Source organism: uncultured Abiotrophia sp. (assembly GCF_938010525.1).
GTDB lineage: Bacteria > Bacillota > Bacilli > Lactobacillales > Aerococcaceae > Abiotrophia.
The window spans coordinates 199712-220289 of the sequence record NZ_CALLVK010000022.1; the positions used below are offsets into that span (position 1 = coordinate 199712).

The 20578-nt window shown below is 42.4% G+C and carries 19 protein-coding genes; 7 read left to right on the forward strand and 12 right to left on the reverse strand.

What is annotated here, in order from left to right; genetic code table 11:
• Window positions 1-155: 155 nt before the first annotated feature.
• On the forward strand, window positions 156-1613 hold the full coding sequence (locus Q0339_RS07060; RefSeq protein WP_298078088.1) for an alpha-amylase: 1458 nt from the start codon (window positions 156-158) through the stop codon (window positions 1611-1613).
• An 87-nt stretch (window positions 1614-1700) separates the two neighbouring features.
• Here Q0339_RS07060 and dnaB read toward each other — a convergent pair whose 3' ends face one another.
• Window positions 1701-3092: a replicative DNA helicase gene (gene dnaB, locus Q0339_RS07065; protein WP_268443481.1), complete on the reverse strand. Its 1392-nt coding sequence runs from the start codon at window positions 3090-3092 to the stop codon at window positions 1701-1703.
• A gap of 205 nt (window positions 3093-3297) precedes the next feature.
• Here dnaB and mnmE point away from each other — a divergent pair, with 205 nt between their 5' ends.
• Genes mnmE through mnmG form a run of 3 tightly spaced genes read left to right on the forward strand, consistent with a single transcriptional unit; the run spans window position 3298 to window position 7106 of the window.
• Entirely contained in the window at window positions 3298-4680 is a 1383-nt protein-coding gene (gene mnmE, locus Q0339_RS07070) for a tRNA uridine-5-carboxymethylaminomethyl(34) synthesis GTPase MnmE (RefSeq protein WP_298078089.1), read from the forward strand.
• 12 nt (window positions 4681-4692) lie between these two features.
• Entirely contained in the window at window positions 4693-5169 is a 477-nt protein-coding gene (locus tag Q0339_RS07075; RefSeq protein WP_298078091.1) for an 8-oxo-dGTP diphosphatase, read from the forward strand.
• Window positions 5170-5189: 20 nt separating this feature from the next.
• On the forward strand, window positions 5190-7106 hold the full coding sequence (gene mnmG, locus Q0339_RS07080) for a tRNA uridine-5-carboxymethylaminomethyl(34) synthesis enzyme MnmG (RefSeq protein ID WP_298078093.1): 1917 nt from the start codon (window positions 5190-5192) through the stop codon (window positions 7104-7106).
• Window positions 7107-7189: 83 nt separating this feature from the next.
• Here the strand turns inward: mnmG and treR are convergent, their stop codons facing one another.
• From treR to rnpA, 7 genes are all read right to left on the reverse strand, one after another.
• The gene (gene treR, locus Q0339_RS07085; RefSeq protein WP_070756456.1) at window positions 7190-7909 is read right to left on the reverse strand and encodes a trehalose operon repressor; all 720 of its coding nucleotides are present in this window, start codon (window positions 7907-7909) and stop codon (window positions 7190-7192) included.
• A gap of 76 nt (window positions 7910-7985) precedes the next feature.
• Window positions 7986-9080, reverse strand: coding sequence for a GerMN domain-containing protein (locus Q0339_RS07090; RefSeq protein WP_298078095.1), 1095 nt, complete (start codon window positions 9078-9080; stop codon window positions 7986-7988).
• A 213-nt stretch (window positions 9081-9293) separates the two neighbouring features.
• Window positions 9294-10955: an alpha,alpha-phosphotrehalase gene (gene treC, locus Q0339_RS07095; protein WP_298078097.1), complete on the reverse strand. Its 1662-nt coding sequence runs from the start codon at window positions 10953-10955 to the stop codon at window positions 9294-9296.
• Between the two features lie 56 nt (window positions 10956-11011).
• Window positions 11012-12523 carry a PTS system trehalose-specific EIIBC component gene (treP, locus tag Q0339_RS07100; protein WP_298078098.1) on the reverse strand — a complete coding sequence of 504 codons (1512 nt, stop codon included), beginning with the start codon at window positions 12521-12523 and terminating at the stop codon, window positions 11012-11014.
• 178 nt (window positions 12524-12701) lie between these two features.
• Complete coding sequence (jag, locus tag Q0339_RS07105) at window positions 12702-13517, reverse strand: RNA-binding cell elongation regulator Jag/EloR (protein ID WP_298078099.1); 816 nt, start codon at window positions 13515-13517, stop codon at window positions 12702-12704.
• Window positions 13518-13544: 27 nt separating this feature from the next.
• On the reverse strand, window positions 13545-14366 hold the full coding sequence (locus Q0339_RS07110; protein ID WP_070756461.1) for a YidC/Oxa1 family membrane protein insertase: 822 nt from the start codon (window positions 14364-14366) through the stop codon (window positions 13545-13547).
• A gap of 9 nt (window positions 14367-14375) precedes the next feature.
• Window positions 14376-14723: a ribonuclease P protein component gene (gene rnpA / locus Q0339_RS07115; RefSeq protein ID WP_023392569.1), complete on the reverse strand. Its 348-nt coding sequence runs from the start codon at window positions 14721-14723 to the stop codon at window positions 14376-14378.
• A 220-nt stretch (window positions 14724-14943) separates the two neighbouring features.
• Between rnpA and Q0339_RS07120 the strand changes: the two genes are divergently transcribed.
• A complete protein-coding gene (locus Q0339_RS07120) occupies window positions 14944-15591 on the forward strand; it encodes a metal-binding protein ZinT (RefSeq protein WP_298078101.1) in 648 nt (215 codons plus the stop codon).
• A gap of 52 nt (window positions 15592-15643) precedes the next feature.
• Here Q0339_RS07120 and Q0339_RS07125 read toward each other — a convergent pair whose 3' ends face one another.
• Complete coding sequence (locus tag Q0339_RS07125; RefSeq protein WP_298078102.1) at window positions 15644-17230, reverse strand: ABC transporter ATP-binding protein; 1587 nt, start codon at window positions 17228-17230, stop codon at window positions 15644-15646.
• Window positions 17231-17406: 176 nt separating this feature from the next.
• Here Q0339_RS07125 and Q0339_RS07130 point away from each other — a divergent pair, with 176 nt between their 5' ends.
• Both Q0339_RS07130 and Q0339_RS07135 read left to right on the forward strand, forming a co-directional pair.
• Window positions 17407-18267, forward strand: coding sequence for an Rgg/GadR/MutR family transcriptional regulator (locus Q0339_RS07130; RefSeq protein ID WP_298078104.1), 861 nt, complete (start codon window positions 17407-17409; stop codon window positions 18265-18267).
• Window positions 18268-18568: 301 nt separating this feature from the next.
• Window positions 18569-18658, forward strand: a complete 90-nt coding sequence (locus Q0339_RS07135) for a ZinT/AdcA family metal-binding protein (protein WP_298078105.1) — start codon at window positions 18569-18571, stop codon at window positions 18656-18658.
• A gap of 71 nt (window positions 18659-18729) precedes the next feature.
• On the opposite strand, the gene Q0339_RS07140 is transcribed toward Q0339_RS07135, so the two are convergent.
• The 3 genes from Q0339_RS07140 to rpmH all read right to left on the reverse strand — a co-directional run bounded on the left by Q0339_RS07140 (window position 18730) and on the right by rpmH (window position 20162).
• On the reverse strand, window positions 18730-19257 hold the full coding sequence (locus Q0339_RS07140) for an isoprenylcysteine carboxylmethyltransferase family protein (protein ID WP_366517273.1): 528 nt from the start codon (window positions 19255-19257) through the stop codon (window positions 18730-18732).
• A 21-nt stretch (window positions 19258-19278) separates the two neighbouring features.
• Window positions 19279-19941 carry an NAD(P)H-dependent oxidoreductase gene (locus Q0339_RS07145; protein WP_298078107.1) on the reverse strand — a complete coding sequence of 221 codons (663 nt, stop codon included), beginning with the start codon at window positions 19939-19941 and terminating at the stop codon, window positions 19279-19281.
• Between the two features lie 86 nt (window positions 19942-20027).
• On the reverse strand, window positions 20028-20162 hold the full coding sequence (gene rpmH, locus Q0339_RS07150; RefSeq protein WP_023392574.1) for a 50S ribosomal protein L34: 135 nt from the start codon (window positions 20160-20162) through the stop codon (window positions 20028-20030).
• Between the last annotated feature and the right edge of the window lie 416 nt (window positions 20163-20578).

The window sequence follows — 20578 nt, forward strand, 5'->3', positions numbered from 1 at the left end:
TCCGAGGAGGGTTTTTAGCGTCTAACTGACGACAATTGCACCTCAAATCTGTGACAAGTCCCTAACATCCGTCATTTAGGGACCGGTATCAGTTGCTTTTTGCCTGCCATCGTCCTAGAATAGAGCCATACAAATTGTAAAAGGAGGCTCGCACCATGCAAAACCAGACTTTAATGCAAGCTTTTGAATGGTATCTGCCGAGTGACCACCAGCACTGGAATCGACTTGCCCAACTAGCTCCAGAATTAGCTGCCAAGGGCATTCGCAAAATCTGGCTCCCGCCTGCCTTCAAAGGCACCAACAAAGACGACGTCGGCTATGGCGTCTATGACTTGTTCGACTTGGGAGAATTCGACCAGAAGGGAACTATTCCTACTAAATACGGAACTAAAGACGACTATCTCGCTCTGATTGAAACTTTGAAAGCTAATGGGATTGACCCCATCGCTGATATCGTCCTCAACCACAAGGCCGGCGCCGACCACAAGGAACGCTTTACGGTCATTGAGATGAATCCTAATAATCGTCAAGAGGCAATCTCTGAACCCTTTGAAATTGAAGGTTGGACTTGCTTCACCTTTGATGGTCGCCAGAAAGCCTACAATGATTTCACCTGGCACTGGTATCACTTTACAGGTACCGACTATGACGCTGGCCGTAACCGATCCGGTATTTATCTGATTCAAGGGGATAATAAGGGTTGGGCTGACGACACGCTCGTTGACGACGAGAACGGTAACTATGATTATCTTATGTATGATGACATCGACTTCAAGCATCCGGAAGTGGTCCAACATCTCTATGATTGGGCCCATTGGTTTATTGAAACAACCGGAGTTCGCGGCTTCCGCCTAGATGCCGTTAAACACATCGATTCCTTCTTCATGAAGAACTTTATCCGGGACTTAACCGAACGCTATGGCGATGATTTCTATGTCTTCGGTGAATTCTGGAATGGTGACGAAGAAGCCAATAGCCAGTATTTGGAGAAAACTGACTTCCACTATGACTTGGTAGACGTCAAGCTCCACCAGAACTTTTTCGATGCGGGTCAAGCCGGGGCAGATTACGACTTGAGTAAGATTTTCGACCAAACGCTCATGCAAAACTACCCAGAATCGGCGGTTACCTTCGTTGATAACCACGATACCCAACGGGGTCAAGCCCTTGAATCGACCGTAGCAGAATGGTTCAAGCCTCTGGCTTATGCCATGATTCTCTTGCGCCAATCCGGTTTACCTTGTGTCTTCTATGGCGACTACATGGGTATCCAAGGGGACTTTGCCCAAGAATCCTTCCAGGAAGTCATCGATAAATTGCTCAACCTACGACTTTACCATGCCTATGGTCAAGAAACTGACTATCTCGATGATCCTAACTGTATTGCTTGGACGCGGGCTGGTAATGAAGAAAATGATGGCCGTCCATTGGCAGTTATTCTCTCCAACAAAGACGATGCTAGTAAGCGCCTCTTCTTGGGCCCTGAGTGGGCTAGCCGTACTTTCCGTGATGGCTTAGAACATCATGAAGCCAGCATCACTATCGAAGAAGACGGTTGGGCTGATTTCCCTGTTCACGGGGGATCTGTCTCTGCCTGGATTTTAGCAGATTAAGCAATTAATAGTAGATAAATTTCCCATTATATCATATATGATATAATGGGAAAGCAAAAGGCTGAGACTTGAGTCTCAGCCTTATTTTTATTGATAATTTACTTGATCTTCTGGGCGATAAGACAAGTTAGAAAACTTGTTATACTCTTTCTTAAAGAGTAAGTTAACGGTGTCTCGGGCCCCTGACCGGTTCTTGGCCAGAATCACTTCAATCGTGTTATCTGGCAAGGAATCGTCATGGTCTGGCTCGTCGCCCGGTTCGTCATGGCGGTGATAATCGTGACGATAGAGGAAGGCCACGATATCCGCATCTTGCTCGATAGACCCGGATTCCCGGATGTCACTTAAAATTGGTCGCTTGTTTTGGCGTTGTTCCAAGCCCCGTGAAAGCTGAGACAAGGCAATAACTGGCACATGCAATTCCTTGGCTAATTTTTTGAGTTGGCGTGAAATCTCAGAAACTTCTTGTTGGCGGTTTTCACGACCATTGCCTTCAATCAATTGCAGGTAGTCGATGACAATCAAGCCCAAGTCAGGATTTTCCTGCTTGAGTCGGCGACATTTGGCCCGAATTTCGGAGACCTTAATCCCCGCTGAATCATCGATGAAAATCTTGGCATTCTTAAGGGTATCGGTCGCAATAGTGAAGCTAGACCACTCATCTTCGGTTAGTTGACCCGTCTTCATGTTGGATGCAAAGATATTTCCCTCTGCGCAGACCATCCGATAGACTAAGTCAATCGCCCCCATTTCTAGGGAGAAGATGGCAACTGGCACCTTGGATTTGGTAGCCACGTTCTGGGCAATATTGAGGGCAAAGGCCGTCTTACCTACGGAAGGACGGGCCGCAATAATAATTAACTGATCTCCTTGGAAGCCTGAAGTCATCTTATCCAAATCATGATAGCCTGTAGCTAGTCCCGTAATGTCGCGTTTTTCCTCAGAAAGCTTAACCACACGGTCATAGGCTTCCACTACTAGGTGGCGCATTTCTTTTGGCTTATTGACTTGGCTACCTTCCCCGATTGAGAGAATCAGCTTCTCACTGCGATCTACAATATTTTCAACGCTATCAGACTCATCATAGGCTTCCGAACTAATGGTTGTAGTGGCCGCAATCAGACGTCGCAAGGTTGATTTTTGTTTGACGATATTGGCATAATACTCCACGTGTTCTGCCGTTGGCGTCGCTTCGATTAATTCTGCCAGATAGCTAGCGCCTCCGGCGTTTTCTAAGGCATCATAGGCTTCCAGTTGATTGACCACCATGACGAAGTCCAAAGCCCCGTTGCGGTCGAAGACCACATCAATGGCATTAAAGATTAATTGGTGGGATCGTTTATAGAAGTCATCTTCACTGATAATGGCCTGGACGGTCCCGATTTTACGTGGATCTAGGAATAAAGCACCTAGTACCGCACGTTCAGCTTCAATATTATGAGGCATTATTCGTTGCTCATTAAGATTTAATTCTGTCACTAGGTTCCCTTCTTTCTACTCATATGTAGTTTACTAAATGTCTTAGCCCTTTTCAAGTAGGGTGATATGCCCTTGCAAAATCCCCTTAAATTCTATATAATACAGATGAATTGATAGTAGCAGTCAAAGTGCTTACTACCCCAACTGGCCATATCCAAGGGGGTAGTCTAGGCACTTTTTTTGTGACAAGAGAAAGGAGCCCGCCATGTACACCCAAGATACCATTGTCGCCATCTCAACTGCCCTAGGCGAGGGCGCTATTGGCCTAGTTCGCCTATCTGGACCAGAAGCCATCGCCATCGCCAACCGGCTCTTTCCAGAAAAGGACCTCAGCCAAGTGGCTAGCCACACCATTCACTATGGCCATATCCAAGATCCCCAGTCAGGCCAAGTCTTGGATGAAGTCATGACCAGCGTCATGAAAGCCCCACGTTCTTATACGACAGAAGATGTCGTCGAAATCAACGGCCACGGCGGGATTGTTGCCATTCAATCCATCCTCAATGCTTGCTTAGCCCAAGGAGCTCGCCTGGCTGAAGCTGGGGAATTTACCCAGCGCGCCTTCCTCAATGGCCGGATTGACCTATCTCAGGCTGAAGCCATCATGGATTTAATCAGCGCCAAGACTAGTCGTGCCAAAGATGCGGCCATGAGCCAACTCCAAGGAAGCCTCAAACACAAAATTCGCCAGTTGCGAGACACCATGCTTAACACCTTGGCACAGGTCGAAGTCACTATCGATTATCCAGAATACGATGATGTTGAAGAACTTTCTCTCCAGCAACTTGCCTCCACAGCAGAATTGGTGCAAAGCGAAGTCCGGGCAATTTTACGTCAGGCCACCCAAGGCAAGCTTTTCCGTGAAGGGATTAAAACTGCTATCATTGGCCGCCCTAATGTTGGTAAATCCAGTCTTCTTAATTACTTAATTGGCGAAGACAAGGCCATTGTCACCGATATTGCCGGTACGACTCGTGACACCATCGAAGAATATATTTCTATTAAAGGTGTCCCCCTCCATATTATTGATACCGCCGGCATTCGCCATACAGATGAAGTAGTCGAGCAAATCGGGGTAGAAAAGAGTCGCGCCATGATTGAATCGGCAGACCTGATTCTCCTTATCTTGAATCAAGCCCAAGCCCTGGATCCTATGGATTTGGAACTTTTAGAGCTGACACAAAATAAGGCCCGCATCATCCTCTTAAATAAGCAAGATTTACCTAACCAATGGACCATTGAAGACTTAGCAAGTTATCTGCAAGATGATTCGGATATTATTAAAACCTCTGTCCTAACTGAGGACGGCTTAACTGCCCTGGAAGATGCTATTTCGGCACGCTTCTTATCCGGTAATCTCCAGTCTACCGACCTCAACTATCTCTTGAACAGTCGCCACACCCATCTGCTCAACCAAGCCCTAGCCAGTTTAGATGAAGTCATCCAGTCTTGTGCCATGAGCCTACCAGTGGATCTCATTCAGATAGACTATACCCGTGCCTGGGATGCCCTGGGCGAAATCACAGGCGACAGTGTTCAAGATGATCTCTTAACCAAGCTCTTCAGCCAATTCTGCTTAGGTAAATAAGGAGGATACATCATGCCAAAACTCGCCACTATCTGTTACATCGATAATGGCCATTCTCTGCTATTGCTTCACCGCAACAAGAAGCCCAATGACGTCCATGAAGGCAAATGGATTGGCGTCGGCGGTAAATTAGAAGCCGGCGAAAGCCCAGAGGAATGTGTCATTCGCGAAGCCAAAGAAGAAACCGGCCTGACCCTGCATCAGCCGCAATTGGTAGGCATTATCGTCTTTCCGGAATTTACTCCCGGCAATGACTGGTACACCTATGTCTTTCGGGCCCGCCATTTTGAGGGTCAAGTCATTGATTGCAATGAAGGCACCCTAGAGTGGGTACCCTATGACCAAGTCCTTAGCCGGCCTAGTTGGGAAGGGGATCATATCTTCTTAAGCTGGATTTTAGAGCAGAAACCCTTCTTTTCAGCCAAATTCAGCTATTCTTCTGATAATCGCCTACTTGATCACGAAGTTATTTTTTACACTCATCCATAAATCGCAAAGGAGTCAAAACCATGCAAGAATTCTCTGCTGGCCACTATGAAGTCATTGTTGTCGGCGCTGGCCATGCCGGTTCAGAAGCCGCATTGGCGGCAGCTCGTATGGGCTGTCGCACTCTGCTCTTAACCATTAGCTTAGAGATGGTAGCCTTTATGCCCTGTAACCCTTCTGTAGGGGGCCCTGCCAAGGGCGTTGTCGTTCGCGAAATCGATGCCCTCGGTGGCGAAATGGGCCGCAATATTGATAAGACCTACATCCAAATGCGCATGCTCAACACTGGGAAGGGACCAGCCGTCCAAGCTCTACGCGCCCAGGCAGACAAACATGCTTATGCGACCGCTATGAAACAAACCATTGAAGCTTGCCCTAACCTAGACCTTAAACAAGGCCTAGTTGACCGACTAGTAGTAGAAGAAGGACAAGTCCGTGGCGTTGTCACGTCGACTGGCGCCCGCTATAGTGCAGATGCCGTTGTCCTAACTGCTGGTACCTCTTCACGCGGCCAAATCATTATTGGTGAGCTCAAGTATTCATCTGGTCCCAACAATACCCTACCATCTCAAAAACTCTCTGAACACCTTTTGGAATTGGGTTTTGAATTAGCTCGTTTCAAAACTGGAACACCTATGCGTATCCATAAATCTAGCATTAACTATGACGCCATGGAGATTCAACCTGGTGATAGCCAACCCAACCATTTTTCCTTCTTAACACCAGATGCTGACTACCGACCTGACTTTGTCCCATGTTGGCTGACACATACTAGCCAAGATACGCATGAGGTCATTAAGGCTAACCTCCATCGCGCCCCTATGTTTACCGGCATCGTGGAGGGGGTAGGGGCACGTTATTGTCCTTCTATCGAAGACAAGATTGTGCGCTTTAGCGATAAGCCTCGCCATCAGATTTTTGTGGAGCCAGAAGGGCTCACAACCGATGAAATGTATATTCAAGGCCTATCCACCTCTATGCCAGAAGATGTGCAGCTTCAGATGCTCCATTCCGTAGCTGGCTTAGAAAATGCTAAACTCATGCGACCAGGATACGCAATTGAATACGACGTGGTCATCCCGCATCAATTGCGTGCTAGCTTAGAAACCAAATTAGTACGTGGCCTCTATACAGCTGGCCAAATGAACGGGACTAGCGGCTATGAAGAAGCGGCCGGCCAAGGCCTCATTGCTGGGATTAACGCAGCGCGTCAAGTCCAAGGGCAAGACCCACTCATCATCAAACGGAGTGACGGCTATATTGGCGTCATGATTGACGACTTAGTTACCAAAGGAACCACAGAGCCTTATCGTCTCTTAACTTCCCGGGCAGAGTATCGTCTCTTGCTACGCCACGATAATGCTGACTTGCGTCTGACGGAAATTGGCCACCAAATTGGCTTAGTCGATGACCAACGCTATGCAACCTATCTAGCTAAGAAAGCTCTGGTTGACGCCGAAATCAAACGTTTGAAGAAAATCACCTTGACACCTAAGACACCTGGCCTTCAGGAACTCTTTGAGCGTGTAGGCTCTTCGTCCCTCTTAGACGGAATCAGCGCCTTCAATCTGCTCAAGCGACCAGAGATTCGCTATTTAGATTTAGTGACTATCATTCCGCGACCAGAAGGGCCATTGGAACGCCAGGAAGCTGAACAAGTTGAAATCCAGATTAAGTATGAAGGTTATATCCAAAAAGCCATCGAGAAAGTTGAAAAAGTCAAAGCTATGGAAGAAAAACGTATTCCTGAAGATATTGACTACGACGCTATCTTGAATTTGGCTAACGAGGCGCGTGACCGCCTGAAATTAATTCAGCCAACTACCTTAGCGCAAGCTAGTCGGGTCAGTGGTGTTAACCCAGCAGACATTGCCATCTTGTCAGTCTACATCCAACAAGGCAAAATTGCCCGCCTGCAAGATCGTCAAGCCCAAGACTAAAAGAAAAGCCCCTTAAAGGGGCTTTTCTTCTTCTATATAATATAGTAAAAAGACAGGGCTTAAAACCCTGTCTCATTTTTTCATTATTTAATTGAGTGTCTACGACGTGCGAATTCTTGGAAGTGAAACTTCTCCAGTCGCGTATGAGAAATACTGTATTGGAAGAAGGTAGTATCTTCTAAGTAAACAAAGCTGTCTGTCTTAATGACATAGTCCATAGGCGTTAACTTCATGAGTTCCAAGCCTAGCTCAGACACAATCTCAGCCCGCATATCCTTGGTAGCATAGCTAATATCTAAGTCTAACTGACCTTCTAAGTACTCATAGACGGAGTTTTTAGCTACACGGCTCGGGATAGATGGCACCACGCTGCAACGGAACCAGTCTTCATCAATAATCATGACTTCGCCCGCGATAATTCGCGTACGCAATAAGTAAATAAAGCGTTCATTTTCAGTTACACCTTCTTTACCAATGAGAAAGTCTGGTGCCTTCACGATTTCATTACGGATTACTCGGGTTTCAGCTTTCATATTTTGATCAGCTTGTAACTCTTTGAAGCTGACCAAACCCGAAAATGGAAAGACAAAACGGTTAAAATCTAAAACGGTAGAACCACGACCTTGTTTCTTATGAATAAAGCCGTTTTCCAATAGGAGTTTTTGCGCCTTACGAATGGTTTCACGGGATACATCATAGGTTTCTGCTAGTTCATGTTCTGTAGGGATTAGTTCACCAATGGGGTAGGTCCCATTTTCAATTTTTTGTTTGATGTCTAGATAGACTCTTTCAAATTTATTCATTTTTACACCTCGATACGTATTCTAGCATAATCTGTTACTTTGTGAAAGAGTTTATCCAGTTTTTTTTCGCATTTTTTTAAGGATTTGTCCCTAACCAGTTCGAATTTACTTCCCAAATACCATTATCAGGCATTGGCAAGGTATCTGGCGTTAAAATAAGTCCGCCTACAGTCAGCTTCACCTGTTTGACCCCATAATAATCAGCGATTGTCTGGACAATAGCCGGTAAAACAGCCGTTTCTCGTGCTGTATGCTGATTCATGGCTGCTACTATACCAGGAGTGAAATCTACGAGGGCAGTTTGCGATTCAATTTTTACATCTTTGACTTCAACAGATGAATTAATCCATCCTTCTTTGCGGAACAATTCTGTAAAAGTTTTACCTGGATTCTGATTAGTCTGCCAAGTTAAGTGCCCCGTCCCCTTGGTCAAAATTGGATTCATCTGATTACTTGGCTTAGCTATATTGATAGGTTGCGTGATGCTAACCTGATGCTGGTTAGACTTAAGTGTGAGCGTAATATTTTCCCCACCACTATTAATGGCTTTCTGACTAGACATAATCAAACCTTGATTCTTGGCATAGTAGGTATGTAACTCTTGGTCAGATTGAAAGGTCGTTACCTCAATAACATCTTCATAATTGCTAGAACCTATTGTGGCTGATTGGTAGAGGTTCGTAATAGTGGAACGACTTCCTTGGCTATCTTGCCACATTGTTCCCACTTGAAGGGGAGCCATCAAATAAGGGATACGGTGGGTGTGACTAATTTGTTCTAGATGGTTGCTAGTATCCAAAGTATCCTGAGCTTGCCAAGATATCTGCCAACCTTCCTTTGTCAGCTGATAAACTGACACGTTGGCCCGACCATTAGGTAAGAGGGTCCGCACTTGCCATAGTTGACGGTTAGTGTCTACATAATCTGTGTACACTATTTGTAAACCATCATGCGTATCAAACTCTTTAAGTTGATTGATACCATTAGGCACATAATGACTTATCTCATATTGTGTTCCATCCGGTGCTTTTTGCCATGATGACGTGTCGTATTCTCCTGTGTTCTCTGCAACAGTAGAGCTAGTTTCAGACGATCCGTTCGTTGCTGTTCCTTGCCGGTCAGCAGCCTTCTTGTCTATTGATGCCTGAACATCTGGACTAATGTGAATCATAGGTTCTTGCTTGCAAGCACTTAATAGCAATACAAATCCAACAAGAAGAATCCCTCTTTTCATGCTGCTGCCCCTTTCTTTTGTGTTCTTCTCTAGCATATTCGTCTTATTTTACCATGCTCGCCATAATTTTACCATGCTTCAATTTATATCTACCATTAGTAAGCCTATAAATAGGGCAAATTCCTAAGAATTTGCCCTATATCACATAATCTATTCTGTCTCAAATAAGAAAGCAACGGCTTCATAAGCCCCTAAAGTCAATCTATCAGCATATTGGACTGGTCCATTGCCAATCAACTTAGTCGCTATTCGACCACGAAAGGCCTGAGGTAATTCAATTTCTACATTTCCATCATAAAAATGTCCTAGAACCAGTAATTGTTGCCCTTCATATTCTCTTACAAAGGCCATGATGCTAGGATGATCCAAGAATAAACCACCGTAAGTCCCATCCGAAATCACATCATAGTCCTTGCGCAAGCGAATGAGCTCTTGATAATAAGTATAAATCTTACCTTCCGCCAATTCCTTCTCAACATTAATAGTAGGATAGTTAGCTGCAACTTCTAGCCATGGCGTGGCCTTGGTAAAGCCTGCATGGGATGTTCCATCCCATTGCATAGGTGTGCGGCTGTTGTCGCGGGATTTGGCCTGAATGATGTCCATGGCTTTTTCATGGGAATAACCCTTATCCCTCATAATCTGATAGTTGTTGTGCGTCTCCACATCATTATATTGAGCCAATTCTTGGTAGCCCGGGTTAGTCATGCCAATTTCTTCGCCTTGGTAGATATAAGGCGTCCCACGCAATAAATGGGTAACTGTTGCAAGCAAGGTTTGTGTTTGATAAGGATAATTTACCACATCTCCAAAACGGTTGTTAGATCGAGGTTGGTCGTGATTATTGAAGAAGAGGGCATTCCATCCCTGTCCGTCAGACATGCCTGTTTGCCACTCATCTAAAATCCGCTTGAGCTCTAAGAAATCAAAAGCTGGATTGGACCATTTTTTCCCATTCTCATAGTCAACCTTGAGATGATGGAAGGAGAAAATCATAGATAGTTCTTGATCTTTAGGGTTGGTATAGCTAATCCCATTTTCAATTGTAGTAGAAGACATCTCCCCAACTGTGATGATTTCTTGATCCTGCCCAAAAGTAGCTTGGTTCAATTCCCGAATCCAAGTATGCACAATAGGCGTATCTGTATAGAGGGACTTCTCCTGACTAGAGCCGGGTGCTTGGCTATCAACCAATTCTTCTGACTTGCCAATAACATTCAAAACATCGAAGCGGAAACCTTTGACCCCTTTTTGACGCCAGAAATTCACCACTTGGTGGAGTTCTTGCCGAACCTGAGGATTGTGCCAATCTAAATCTGCCTGCGTCACATCATAAAGATGTAAATAATATAAGTCGGTCTTGCCAAACCTTTCCCAGGCAGGTCCGCCAAATTTAGACTCCCAGTTGGTTGGCAAACTACCGTCAGCCTTAGCAGGTCTTAAATAGAAGTAAGCTTGATACTTAGGGTCCCCTGCCAAGGCCTTCTTGAACCATTCATGTTCTGTCGAAACATGGTTCAAGACCATGTCGAGCATGAGGCCGATACCTCGTTTGTCGGCTTCAGCCACTAATTCTTCGAAATCTTCCATAGTCCCAAAGGCCGGGTCGATGGCACAATAATCCGAAATATCATAGCCATTATCATGTTGTGGGGAAGGGTAAAAAGGGTTCAACCATATTAAATCAATACCTAGACCCGCTAAGTAGTCTAGTTTTTCGATGATACCACGTAAGTCTCCCATCCCATTCCCTGTCGTGTCTTTGAAAGATTTAGGATAGAGTTGATAGACAACCTTTTTCGATAAGCGCATAAGAACCTCCTTTCAAAAGGACTAAGACAATCATCCTAGCCCCATAGCCTCTACTTTTACTTGTTAAAGAATGGAATATCAAAGTCAACAGCCTTGTTATCCAAGAACTTGAATTGACGATTGAAGAAAAGTGTTACAACAAATGGTACCACTAAAGCGACTGCCATGCAGACGAAGAACATCGCCATCGAGCCCGGTTGAATGACGATAAAGCCTGGTAGCCCCCCGACCCCAATGGCGTTAGAGGTCACCTTATAAGTTGTCGCAATCAAGCCCGCCAAGCTAGAGCCAATCATTCCGGCTAGGAATGGGTAAATATATTTAAGGTTCACCCCAAAGAGGGCCGGCTCAGTAACCCCTAGGTAACATGAAATAGCAGATGGTACTGTAATTTGGTTTTGCTCTTCATCCTTACGTGTCAACCACCAGACAGCTAAAACAGCTGAACCTTGGGCAATGTTAGAGAGAGCAATCATTGGCCAAAGACCTGTCCCATTGAAATTAGCAATGAGTTCAGAGTCAATCGCGTTGGTCATGTGATGGAGACCGGTGATAACTAGTGGCGCATAGAAGGCACCAAAGACAGCACCAAAGAGCCAAGAAAAAGTACCGGTCAAACCTGCTTTAACAACCGCTGCAATCCAGGAACCAATTGTCCAGCCAATTGGACCTAAAACTGTATGAGCTAAAATAACAGCTGGAACTAGAGCTAAAAATGGCACTAGAATCATGGACAGAACTTCAGGCACCACTTTACGCCAGAAGATTTCAAGGTATGACAGGGCCAAACCTGCTAAAATAGCCGGAATGACTTGAGCTTGATAACCAATAGCATTGAGGCGGAAGTAACCAAAATCCCAGAACTTAAGCGTTCCTTTTTCAACTGCCTCAGCAAAGCCATAAGCATTCGTTAACTGACCAGATACCAGAGTAATACCCAGTACAATCCCTAGAATTTGGGTGGTGCCCATCTTACGTGTAACCGACCAGACAATCCCTACTGGTAAGAAGTGGAAGATGGCTTCACCTGGTAGCCATAAGAAGGCGTTAACCCCTCTCCAGAACTGAGAAACGTCTACAATTGAGTTATAAAGTATGGTGCCATCTGGATTAAATTGAGCTTGGCCTTCAACAAATTTTTGCCCTAAGGCCTCAAACGGTACCCCTTCTAAGATGTTACGGAACCCTAAAATCAAGCCCCCTACGATAATAGCTGGAATGATTGGAGCGAAAATCTCTGCCATAGTGGTCATAGCACGTTGTAAGAGACTTTGGTTCTTCTTAGCAGCAGCCTTGACTTCATCCTTACTAGCCTCACCTACACCAGAAACTGCTTGGAATTCTTTGTAGAATTCAGAGACTGCATTACCAATAATGACCTGAAATTGGCCCGCTTGAGTAAAGCTACCTTTGACAGATGGTAGCGCCTCGATTGCCTTGACATCTGCCTGGCTAGGGTCGACCAAGGCAAAACGCATCCGTGTTGCACAGTGGGTCACTGCTGAGATGTTTTCCTTGCCACCAATTAAGGACAATAATTGCGTCGCATCTTGTTTGAAGTTTGACATCCTTTTTCCTCCTTTTAAACTTGTCTGTACAAATTTATAATCTCATTGTATCACTTATCACAGTGAATGCAAGCCTTTTTTGTAAGAGTTTTCTTGTTTTGAAAACATACTTCCACAATAAATCAGCTGTAACTGACTTATGGGTCAATTACAGCTGATTTTACTTTGTTATTTTCATTTAGTTTTCATACTCAACCACTAAATATCGGTTAGGTTCGACCCCTTCAGAGTGGGTCTTAACATGTTCGATTTGGCTAAGATGAGAGTGAATTTGCTTACGCTCGAAAGCTGGTAGAGGATCTAAAATCACAGCTTGCTTAGTCTTAAGGACTTGGCGAGCCGTACGTTCTGCAATGCTTTCTAAAATTCCTGCGCGACGATCGCGGTAGTCTCCCACATTAAGTAGAACTGCTACACGACGGTGATGTCCGCGGTGAACCATGACTTGAGCTAAGGATTGCAAGGCATCAATGATTTTACCATGTTTCCCGATAATCAAACCAGATTTGTCTGTTTCAATATTGAAATGAACTTCGCGAGAACTTGCTTCTACACTAACCTTTGCTTCAGCGCCAAAAGCCTTAATGACATCTTCAAGGTAACGCGCCACTGCTTCGAGGCTAACTGAAGCTTCGGCTTTATCTTCGGACTCGACCACTTCTTCTGTTTCTTCCACAAGAGCAGCTTCTTCAACAAGTGGACTCACTTCTTGGCTTGGCACAACTGGCTCCGCGACTACTTGACTTTCGACCGCTACAGCTGCTGCCACTTCTTCAACTTCTGTGGTTTCTTCAGCTAAGTCGTTGAGCGAGATTTTAGTTTTGGCACTAATTTCCACAATGGCATCTTGTTTACCAAAGCCGAAGAGACCCTTCTTACCTTCATTAATGACCGTTACCACCGCTTGATCTTCAGTGATATTAAGTTTGGATAAGCCGATTTTGACTGCTTGTTCCACGCTAGGTGCTTTAATCGTAACACTGTTATCTAACATAAAAGAACGCTCCTTTACTTATACTAACTATTTAACCTTCTTCAGCGCTTTACGTAAACGACGCTGACGGGCTTTTTCTTCTTGGCGTTTTGCTTCTCTTTGGGCAATAATCTTGTATGGGTTATAGAAGATAAAGGTTTGGACAACCCGTACTGCATTGGACACCACCCAATAGAGGGTAACCGCTGCTGGGAAGTTGAAGGATACCAAGAGAATCATGGCAGGTGCCACATAAGTCATGGCTTTGCTGGCGCCATTTTGGATAGGATTAGCCTTGACTGTTAGGTATGAGCTATACCAGGTTAGTACTGCGGCTAAAATTGGTAAGATGAAGTAAGGGTCTGCCTTACCCAAGGCTAGCCAGAGGAAGTGGCCATCCCGTAAAACTTCAGTTCGAGCAATTACCTGATAGAGGGCGAACATTACTGGCAATTGAATGAGAAGCGGTAAACATCCTGCAAATTGGTTAACACCGCGTTCCTTCATCAAATCCTGTTGAGCCTGCTGGAGGGCTTCCATGGACGCACGATCTCGGTTAGGGAATTGTTTTTTCAGTTCTTCAATTTCAGGTTGGATTTCAGCCATTTGGAATTGCGAATCCATCTGCATCTTAGTCAGAGGGGTTAGCGCAACCAAAATAATAATGGTAAAGAGAATAATACCTAAGCCGTAACTGCCTCCCAGTAAATTGGATAACCAAATAATGAATTGAGAGAGGGGGTAGATGATGTAGCCATCCCAGACACCACTACTGTTGGCGTCGACATTTGATGTGGCACCGCAACCCGCTAAGAAGATTGGCAAGGCCAAGAGCATAGCTGCTTTCATCCATCGCGATAAATTTTTCATTGAAACCTCCTATGAATGGGATGATAATAACTTTGCAACGGTCATGACATGACGCAGGGATTGACGCACCGTAGCTTGATCCTTGTCTTTAATATCAGGTCGAGCAATGAGAAGATAATCATATTCGTGGGGGATCTCATGCTCTAAATCCTGCAAGGATTGACGGAGATAACGTTTGACCTTATTGCGCATGACAGCATTCCCGATACGTTTTCCAACCGATAATCCGACGCGAAAATGTGCTTGTTCAGGTTTCGGATAGACATAAAGCACTAACTGCCGGTTGGCGTAAGTCTGGGCATGGTGATACACATGTTGAAATTCACGTTCTTTCTTGATTCGATAAGCTTTCTTCATGGTCTCTCCTTATTCTGCCTCAAGTGCAAAGTATTTCCCTACTATTATACCGTATTTTGCAAGCTTTTACATCTATAATTGTGTTTTGGAGCGGTTTTTCTTTTCATCTTTTGTAAGCTTATGGCGATTTGCTTAAGTTTATAAAACGTAATGGTTGCTTTTTATAACCTCATCCTTTATACTATAAAAAGTAATCATTACTTTTATAAAGGAGAAGAATATGAAGCGTACTTTATTTTTATTACTGAGTCTCTTTGCTCTAGCAGTGAGCCCCATCTCTGCTTTTGCCCATGGCAACCACTCCCACCACGAAGTAAAACCGCATCAGAAAGGGGTTTTTGAAGACAGCCAAGTCTCTGACCGGACCTTAAGCGACTATAGTGGTGACTGGCAATCTGTCTATCCTTATATGGAAAGCGGAGAACTAGATATGGTCATGCGCTACAAATCTAAGGCAGAAGGTGCAACCAAAACTTTCGAAGAATATAAGGAATACTATCTAGCGGGTTACAAGACAGATGTCACTCGAATCGTGATTGACGGCGATAGCGGCAAAATTACCTTTTATAAAGGTGACCAAGCTAGCACGGCAACCTACCGCTACGATGGCTATAAGATTCTAACCTATAAATCTGGTAAGAAAGGGGTCCGTTATCTCTTCACGGCCGAAGGCGATAGCCAAGGAGCACCTAAACACATTCAATTCTCTGATCATGAGATTGGACCTACCAAAGCCGAACACTTCCATATTTTTGCTGGTGACCAAGACCACGAAAAATTATTGGAAGAAATGGAAAATTGGCCAACCTACTACCCAAGTGATCTTGATGTCTATCAAATCATCGATGAAATGATTGCCCACCATTAATATTATAAAACTAGGCTACGAGATTTATTCATCTCGTAGCCTAGTTTATTTTTTAAGTTAGTTGAAGAACTCCATCAAGCTGTTGAAGGATTTCTGGATGTAAGTGATGTGTAACCATGATAAGCATTTTATCCTTTTGTTGGATAAGTAAATTTTCTATTTTTAGCATAGTTTCTTGGTCTAATCCAGATGTACTTTCATCCAATAAAAGAATAGGTTTATTATGTAACAGTGCACGGGCAATAGAAAGTCGTTGGAGTTGTCCCCCAGATAATAGACTGCCTTTGTCACCTATCTTTGTATTTAATCCATCTGGAAGCTGATTGATTACTTGTTTTAGATCAAGAGCCTCTAAAATTTTATATATGTAGTCGTCCGATAATTCTTCTCCAAAAGTCAAATTTTCTAAAATAGTACCCTCAATTTGACTATCGTATTGATTAATATAAATAATATTTTGATAAATTGAATCATAATCTACATCTAAAATACTATTTTCTCCATAGCGTATAGTCCCTTGATAGTGCCTATTTTTACCTGCTAATAGATTCAACAAAGTAGATTTACCTGAACCACTATTTCCAGTAATGGCGTACTTTCCTCCCATCTTAAACCGATATGATAAACCATTAAATAATGGATTCTCTTGATATGCAAAACTAATATTTTCTAAGCTTAATTCATCTATAGGTGTTAGATTTTGAGAAATATAATGAGCTGATTCTAATGCCTCAAATTTATCGAAAATAGGCTTGCTACTCTTGATAATGGCAAGATACTGGCTAATGTTACTTACTGTGTTAAAAATATCACCCGCTAAAGAAGCAGTTGCTGATAAAGAACCAATTGTGACGATTTGTTGAACTGCTAAATAACCAGTCAAAGCATAAAGAGAGAACTGACTCAATATATTTCCTAGACCGCTTATAACAGTAACCCAACCAATCTCTTTCTGATAATTATTTTTTTCTTGAGCTAGATGATCTGATGCCTGTTCTGTCTTCTTGATAATATAAGAAAACTTCCGATAAGAAAAAATTGTATCATAGGCCATTAAATAGTTGCCAATCTTCTGTATGAATTCCTCATTTGCTTGAGCCACTTGACGAGTAGTACGCTCCATCCTTCCGGAAAATAATTTGGGGATAAAAAGCAACACTAGAACTAGACTCGCCGTTAAAGCAATTAATGACCAATGCATGGTTAGGAGAGCAATTCCAGATGTAATGGCATTAATAATTCCTCCTATCAAGGCATACAGGGGAACCAAAGACTGTTTTTCGATTAAGTCCATATCATTGGTGAACCAAGAAACATATGATTGAGATTCCCTAGACTTGAAATCTTCATAGTCAATTTGGCTCAATTTTTTCAGTACTTTAATTCGTAAAAACGTTGTTTGCTGCTGAATTAATTTGCTCTGATATCTTATTTTTAAATAAGTCATTCCTAACATTATCAAATAGGCCATCAATAAATAGCCCATCGCCTGCAAAAAATTGATAAGATTTAAGCTAATGAGCGCATCTAAAATAAAAATTTGCATCAAGCTAGTTGCCGTTAGCGCGAGCGCATTGCCTAACAAGATGATTACCATCAGGAGATTTTCCTTCCAAAAATGTTTGATGAGCTGTTTCATTGATTTTTACCTACTTTCTGTTATGACATTTTCTAATAGTAATCAGATTCAAATTCAAAAATAATAGGTCTTCGCATAGTATCATCACCTCTAATCCTTATTTACATTATTAATTCTATCGCTTAAACTATAATCGTAGATAAAAATGTCGTATACGACATAAAGGGGAATTACAGATGGAAATTGGTGAAGCTCTATATCATTATCGTAAAAAATTGGGCCTAACAATGGAAGAAATGACCGTCGGTATCGTGACTCCTTCTTTTTACTCGAAGGTAGAAAAAGGTATCCACCGTATTTCAGCTGAGGATTTATTTAATATTCTTAATACACATGGCATTGATATCACGCAGTTTGTAAGGTCTGTTAATATTTCAAGCGATTCACTTGGTTTTGATCGCGCTCAGCATCAAATTCTTCAATACTATACACGCTATCAAAGTCAAAATCTAACTCAGTTGAAAAGTCAATTTCAAGGTGATAAGAGTCTTAATCAACTTGAAAAAGATTTACTTACGGCAATTGTTGATGTCTATCTGGCCGACTTAAACGATGATATATCCATGGTTGCAGAAAATACCAAACATTTTCTGCAAGATAAGCTTTTCAGCGCTGAAAACTGGGATAGCTATAAATTATCTTTATATACTAATATTATGGATTTATATGACCTAGAAGCTAACCGTCAAATGATTTTTTCTATACTTCGAAAAAATCTTGATGCTTATACAAGTAAACAACGCAGGATGATATTAGCAATTCTTAATAATTTTATTTATACTTGTATCAGAGAGAATGAAGATGAATTAGCTTGCTACTGTCTAACAATCATAGATAAAGAAGTTACTTTATACGAAAATCTTCCAGAAAAAATACACGCGCTATTTTACCAAGAACTATTATCCTACCGATCTAGACCACATTATTTACATGCAGACAAAATTGAACGCATCATTGATTCCCTTAGTCTATATGGGCTCGAGGAGACTAGTCATCAATTTCGGAAATTCTATGAAGAAAATAAAAGCTGTGAATGACTGCATTCACAGCTTTTATTCATTACCCGATTTCTAATTCTAACTTCACTCGAATCTTCACTGTGGTTTCCTCCTTCCAATATATTAGGTGAGACTAGAAATCACAATGAATAGATAAGTGATTTTTAAATTCGATCACCTTGATATGACACTAGTATATCCTCCACGTGGTTGATATTTTAAAATATGGCTAATTCGAATAATAATTGTCTAATACGAAAAAGAACCTTATTCCCAAGTAAATCGATAGGAATAAGGTTTTTGTATATCATTTATTTAACCCAAGTCACTAATTGATCCAGTGTTGGAAGAGATGGAAAATTGGCCAACCTACTATCCAAGCAATCTTGATGTCTATGAAATCATCAATGAAATGATTGCCCACCATTAATTTAAAAAGCCAGACTTGGAGGGATAAACCCCCTAGTCTGGCTTTTTTAAAATTAGATAATACATAATTATTTAAATATAACGTCGGACCCTTTTCATGTAGTCCTTATAGCTTTTTCCAAATTTTGCTAGACACCATCTTTCTTCAGAAAGAATAATCCAATGTGCTGAAATCTGGAAGATTAAGACTATTATCAACATTGGTACAGACTGTGTTAAGAAAGACATTCCTAAGAAACAAATAAAATAGGACACATACATCGGATTTCTTGAAATTTTATAGATTCCGTTAATATTTAACCCATTAACATCTGGCAATGCGAAGCATACAAGAGAAATTGCACATAATAGGATACCTACTATAAAAAAGACAGTTCCGCAATAAAATAAAAGTGAATCATCAATTTTTACTGATGAGACCATTAAGCATATGAACAATCCAATATTGGATATCTGATAAATGTAATATGCTATTTTTTCTGATTTTTGTAGTGGAGCAAAATATGTAGCTCGCTGTATCGCTTCCCTCTTTATGATTGCTAATAATCCGAATCTTACTATTAAGAATAGCAGCAAAAGCCAAATTCCAGCCACTATCATCCCTCCTTAAAAGTTCATCATTTATTTAACCCAAGTCACTAATTGATTTAGTGGCTGACGAGTTTTTTGAGGGACTGACCCAAGTCCATAGCCGAAAGCCACCATGACAGAGACACCCCATTCACTAGATTCTAATAGACCACGTTCAGTTAACAAATCAGTCACTGCCTGGCGATTGAAGCCTTCCATAGCCAGAGAATCAATGCCTCTCAAGGCTGCAACTTGCATCATCTGAGATAGTGCTAGGTAGGACTGCTTGCTAGCCCAATCGAAGGTGGCCCGTTCAGAACTCAATAAGTCGAAATCTTCCTTCTGGAAGGTCTCGAAGCGTTGTTGCTTAAATTCACAGAGGTCTTCTGGCAGTCCTTGAATTTCCCGCATCATGTAATCAATATAAGGCGCATCATAGCGTAAACTATCCTGCGTGCGCGATAAAATGATGACAAAATGGCTAGCTGATGCTAAAGCTTTCTGAGCACCTAGGGCGATAGGTGCCAAGGCTTGCTTGAGTGACTCCGATTCAATGACTAAAAAGTGCCAAGGCTCAAACCCATAAGAACTAGGGGCTAATTGGCCAGCTTCTAAAATCAAGTGGAAATCCTGGTCAGAAATCTTACGATTGGGATCATAGTCGCGACAAGCATAACGTCGCTTAAGTAAATCTCGAATAGCTTCTGGGGTCATGATAGGGTCCTTTCTTTAGGTAGCTTACTGTATATTAAGAAGAAAGGCCGCTTCTGGTTTAGAAGCGGCCTGTTAAGGTCTCAGAATTATTGAGCTAGACGTTTGCGTCCTTTTTGGCGGCGACGTTTTAAGACGTTACGGCCGTTTTTAGTGCTCATACGTTTACGGAAACCATGCACTTTTTTACGTGTACGTTTCTTTGGTTGGTAAGTTCTCTTCATGCGATCCACCTCCTGCTGCATTCTTGTGTAGAGTACTAGATTAGTTTAATGAAGTTAGAGCTGAAAGTCAAGGATTTTTGTAACTTTTGCTAAACTTTCTCTGTCTCAAGTGGGCACTGAATCCGACTTACTGTGCACAAATATGTGGATAAGTAGAATAAACTGTGCATAAGTCTCAACTATATCCACAAGTTATTTTAAACTTATCCACATTTTTAAACTTATGCACATTTTAGCGACTTATGCACAGAAATAAGTTGATAATTACCCTAAAAGCTTATATAATAAGGTTCGTATGACTTTCACTTATGCACACCTAACTGTTATTTTCTCTCTAAATGGACTTTATCCACACTTTTCATTCACCTGTGGATAAGTTTCCGTTCATATGTGGATAGAGGGACTTATCCACAGAA

What these genes read in the sequence shown, in the direction of transcription:
- Q0339_RS07060 (WP_298078088.1), top strand. Translation starts at nt 156, where the DNA reads ATGCAAAACCAGACTTTAATGCAAGCTTTTGAATGGTATCTGCCGAGT.
- mnmE (WP_298078089.1), top strand. Translation starts at nt 3,298, where the DNA reads ATGTACACCCAAGATACCATTGTCGCCATCTCAACTGCCCTAGGCGAG.
- Q0339_RS07075 (WP_298078091.1), top strand. Translation starts at nt 4,693, where the DNA reads ATGCCAAAACTCGCCACTATCTGTTACATCGATAATGGCCATTCTCTG.
- mnmG (WP_298078093.1), top strand. Translation starts at nt 5,190, where the DNA reads ATGCAAGAATTCTCTGCTGGCCACTATGAAGTCATTGTTGTCGGCGCT.
- treR (WP_070756456.1), bottom strand. Translation starts at nt 7,909, where the DNA reads ATGAATAAATTTGAAAGAGTCTATCTAGACATCAAACAAAAAATTGAA.
- Q0339_RS07090 (WP_298078095.1), bottom strand. Translation starts at nt 9,080, where the DNA reads ATGATTCACATTAGTCCAGATGTTCAGGCATCAATAGACAAGAAGGCT.
- treC (WP_298078097.1), bottom strand. Translation starts at nt 10,955, where the DNA reads ATGCGCTTATCGAAAAAGGTTGTCTATCAACTCTATCCTAAATCTTTC.
- treP (WP_298078098.1), bottom strand. Translation starts at nt 12,523, where the DNA reads ATGTCAAACTTCAAACAAGATGCGACGCAATTATTGTCCTTAATTGGT.
- jag (WP_298078099.1), bottom strand. Translation starts at nt 13,517, where the DNA reads ATGTTAGATAACAGTGTTACGATTAAAGCACCTAGCGTGGAACAAGCA.
- Q0339_RS07110 (WP_070756461.1), bottom strand. Translation starts at nt 14,366, where the DNA reads ATGAAAAATTTATCGCGATGGATGAAAGCAGCTATGCTCTTGGCCTTG.
- rnpA (WP_023392569.1), bottom strand. Translation starts at nt 14,723, where the DNA reads ATGAAGAAAGCTTATCGAATCAAGAAAGAACGTGAATTTCAACATGTG.
- Q0339_RS07120 (WP_298078101.1), top strand. Translation starts at nt 14,944, where the DNA reads ATGAAGCGTACTTTATTTTTATTACTGAGTCTCTTTGCTCTAGCAGTG.
- Q0339_RS07125 (WP_298078102.1), bottom strand. Translation starts at nt 17,230, where the DNA reads ATGAAACAGCTCATCAAACATTTTTGGAAGGAAAATCTCCTGATGGTA.
- Q0339_RS07130 (WP_298078104.1), top strand. Translation starts at nt 17,407, where the DNA reads ATGGAAATTGGTGAAGCTCTATATCATTATCGTAAAAAATTGGGCCTA.
- Q0339_RS07140 (WP_366517273.1), bottom strand. Translation starts at nt 19,257, where the DNA reads ATGATAGTGGCTGGAATTTGGCTTTTGCTGCTATTCTTAATAGTAAGA.
- Q0339_RS07145 (WP_298078107.1), bottom strand. Translation starts at nt 19,941, where the DNA reads ATGACCCCAGAAGCTATTCGAGATTTACTTAAGCGACGTTATGCTTGT.
- rpmH (WP_023392574.1), bottom strand. Translation starts at nt 20,162, where the DNA reads ATGAAGAGAACTTACCAACCAAAGAAACGTACACGTAAAAAAGTGCAT.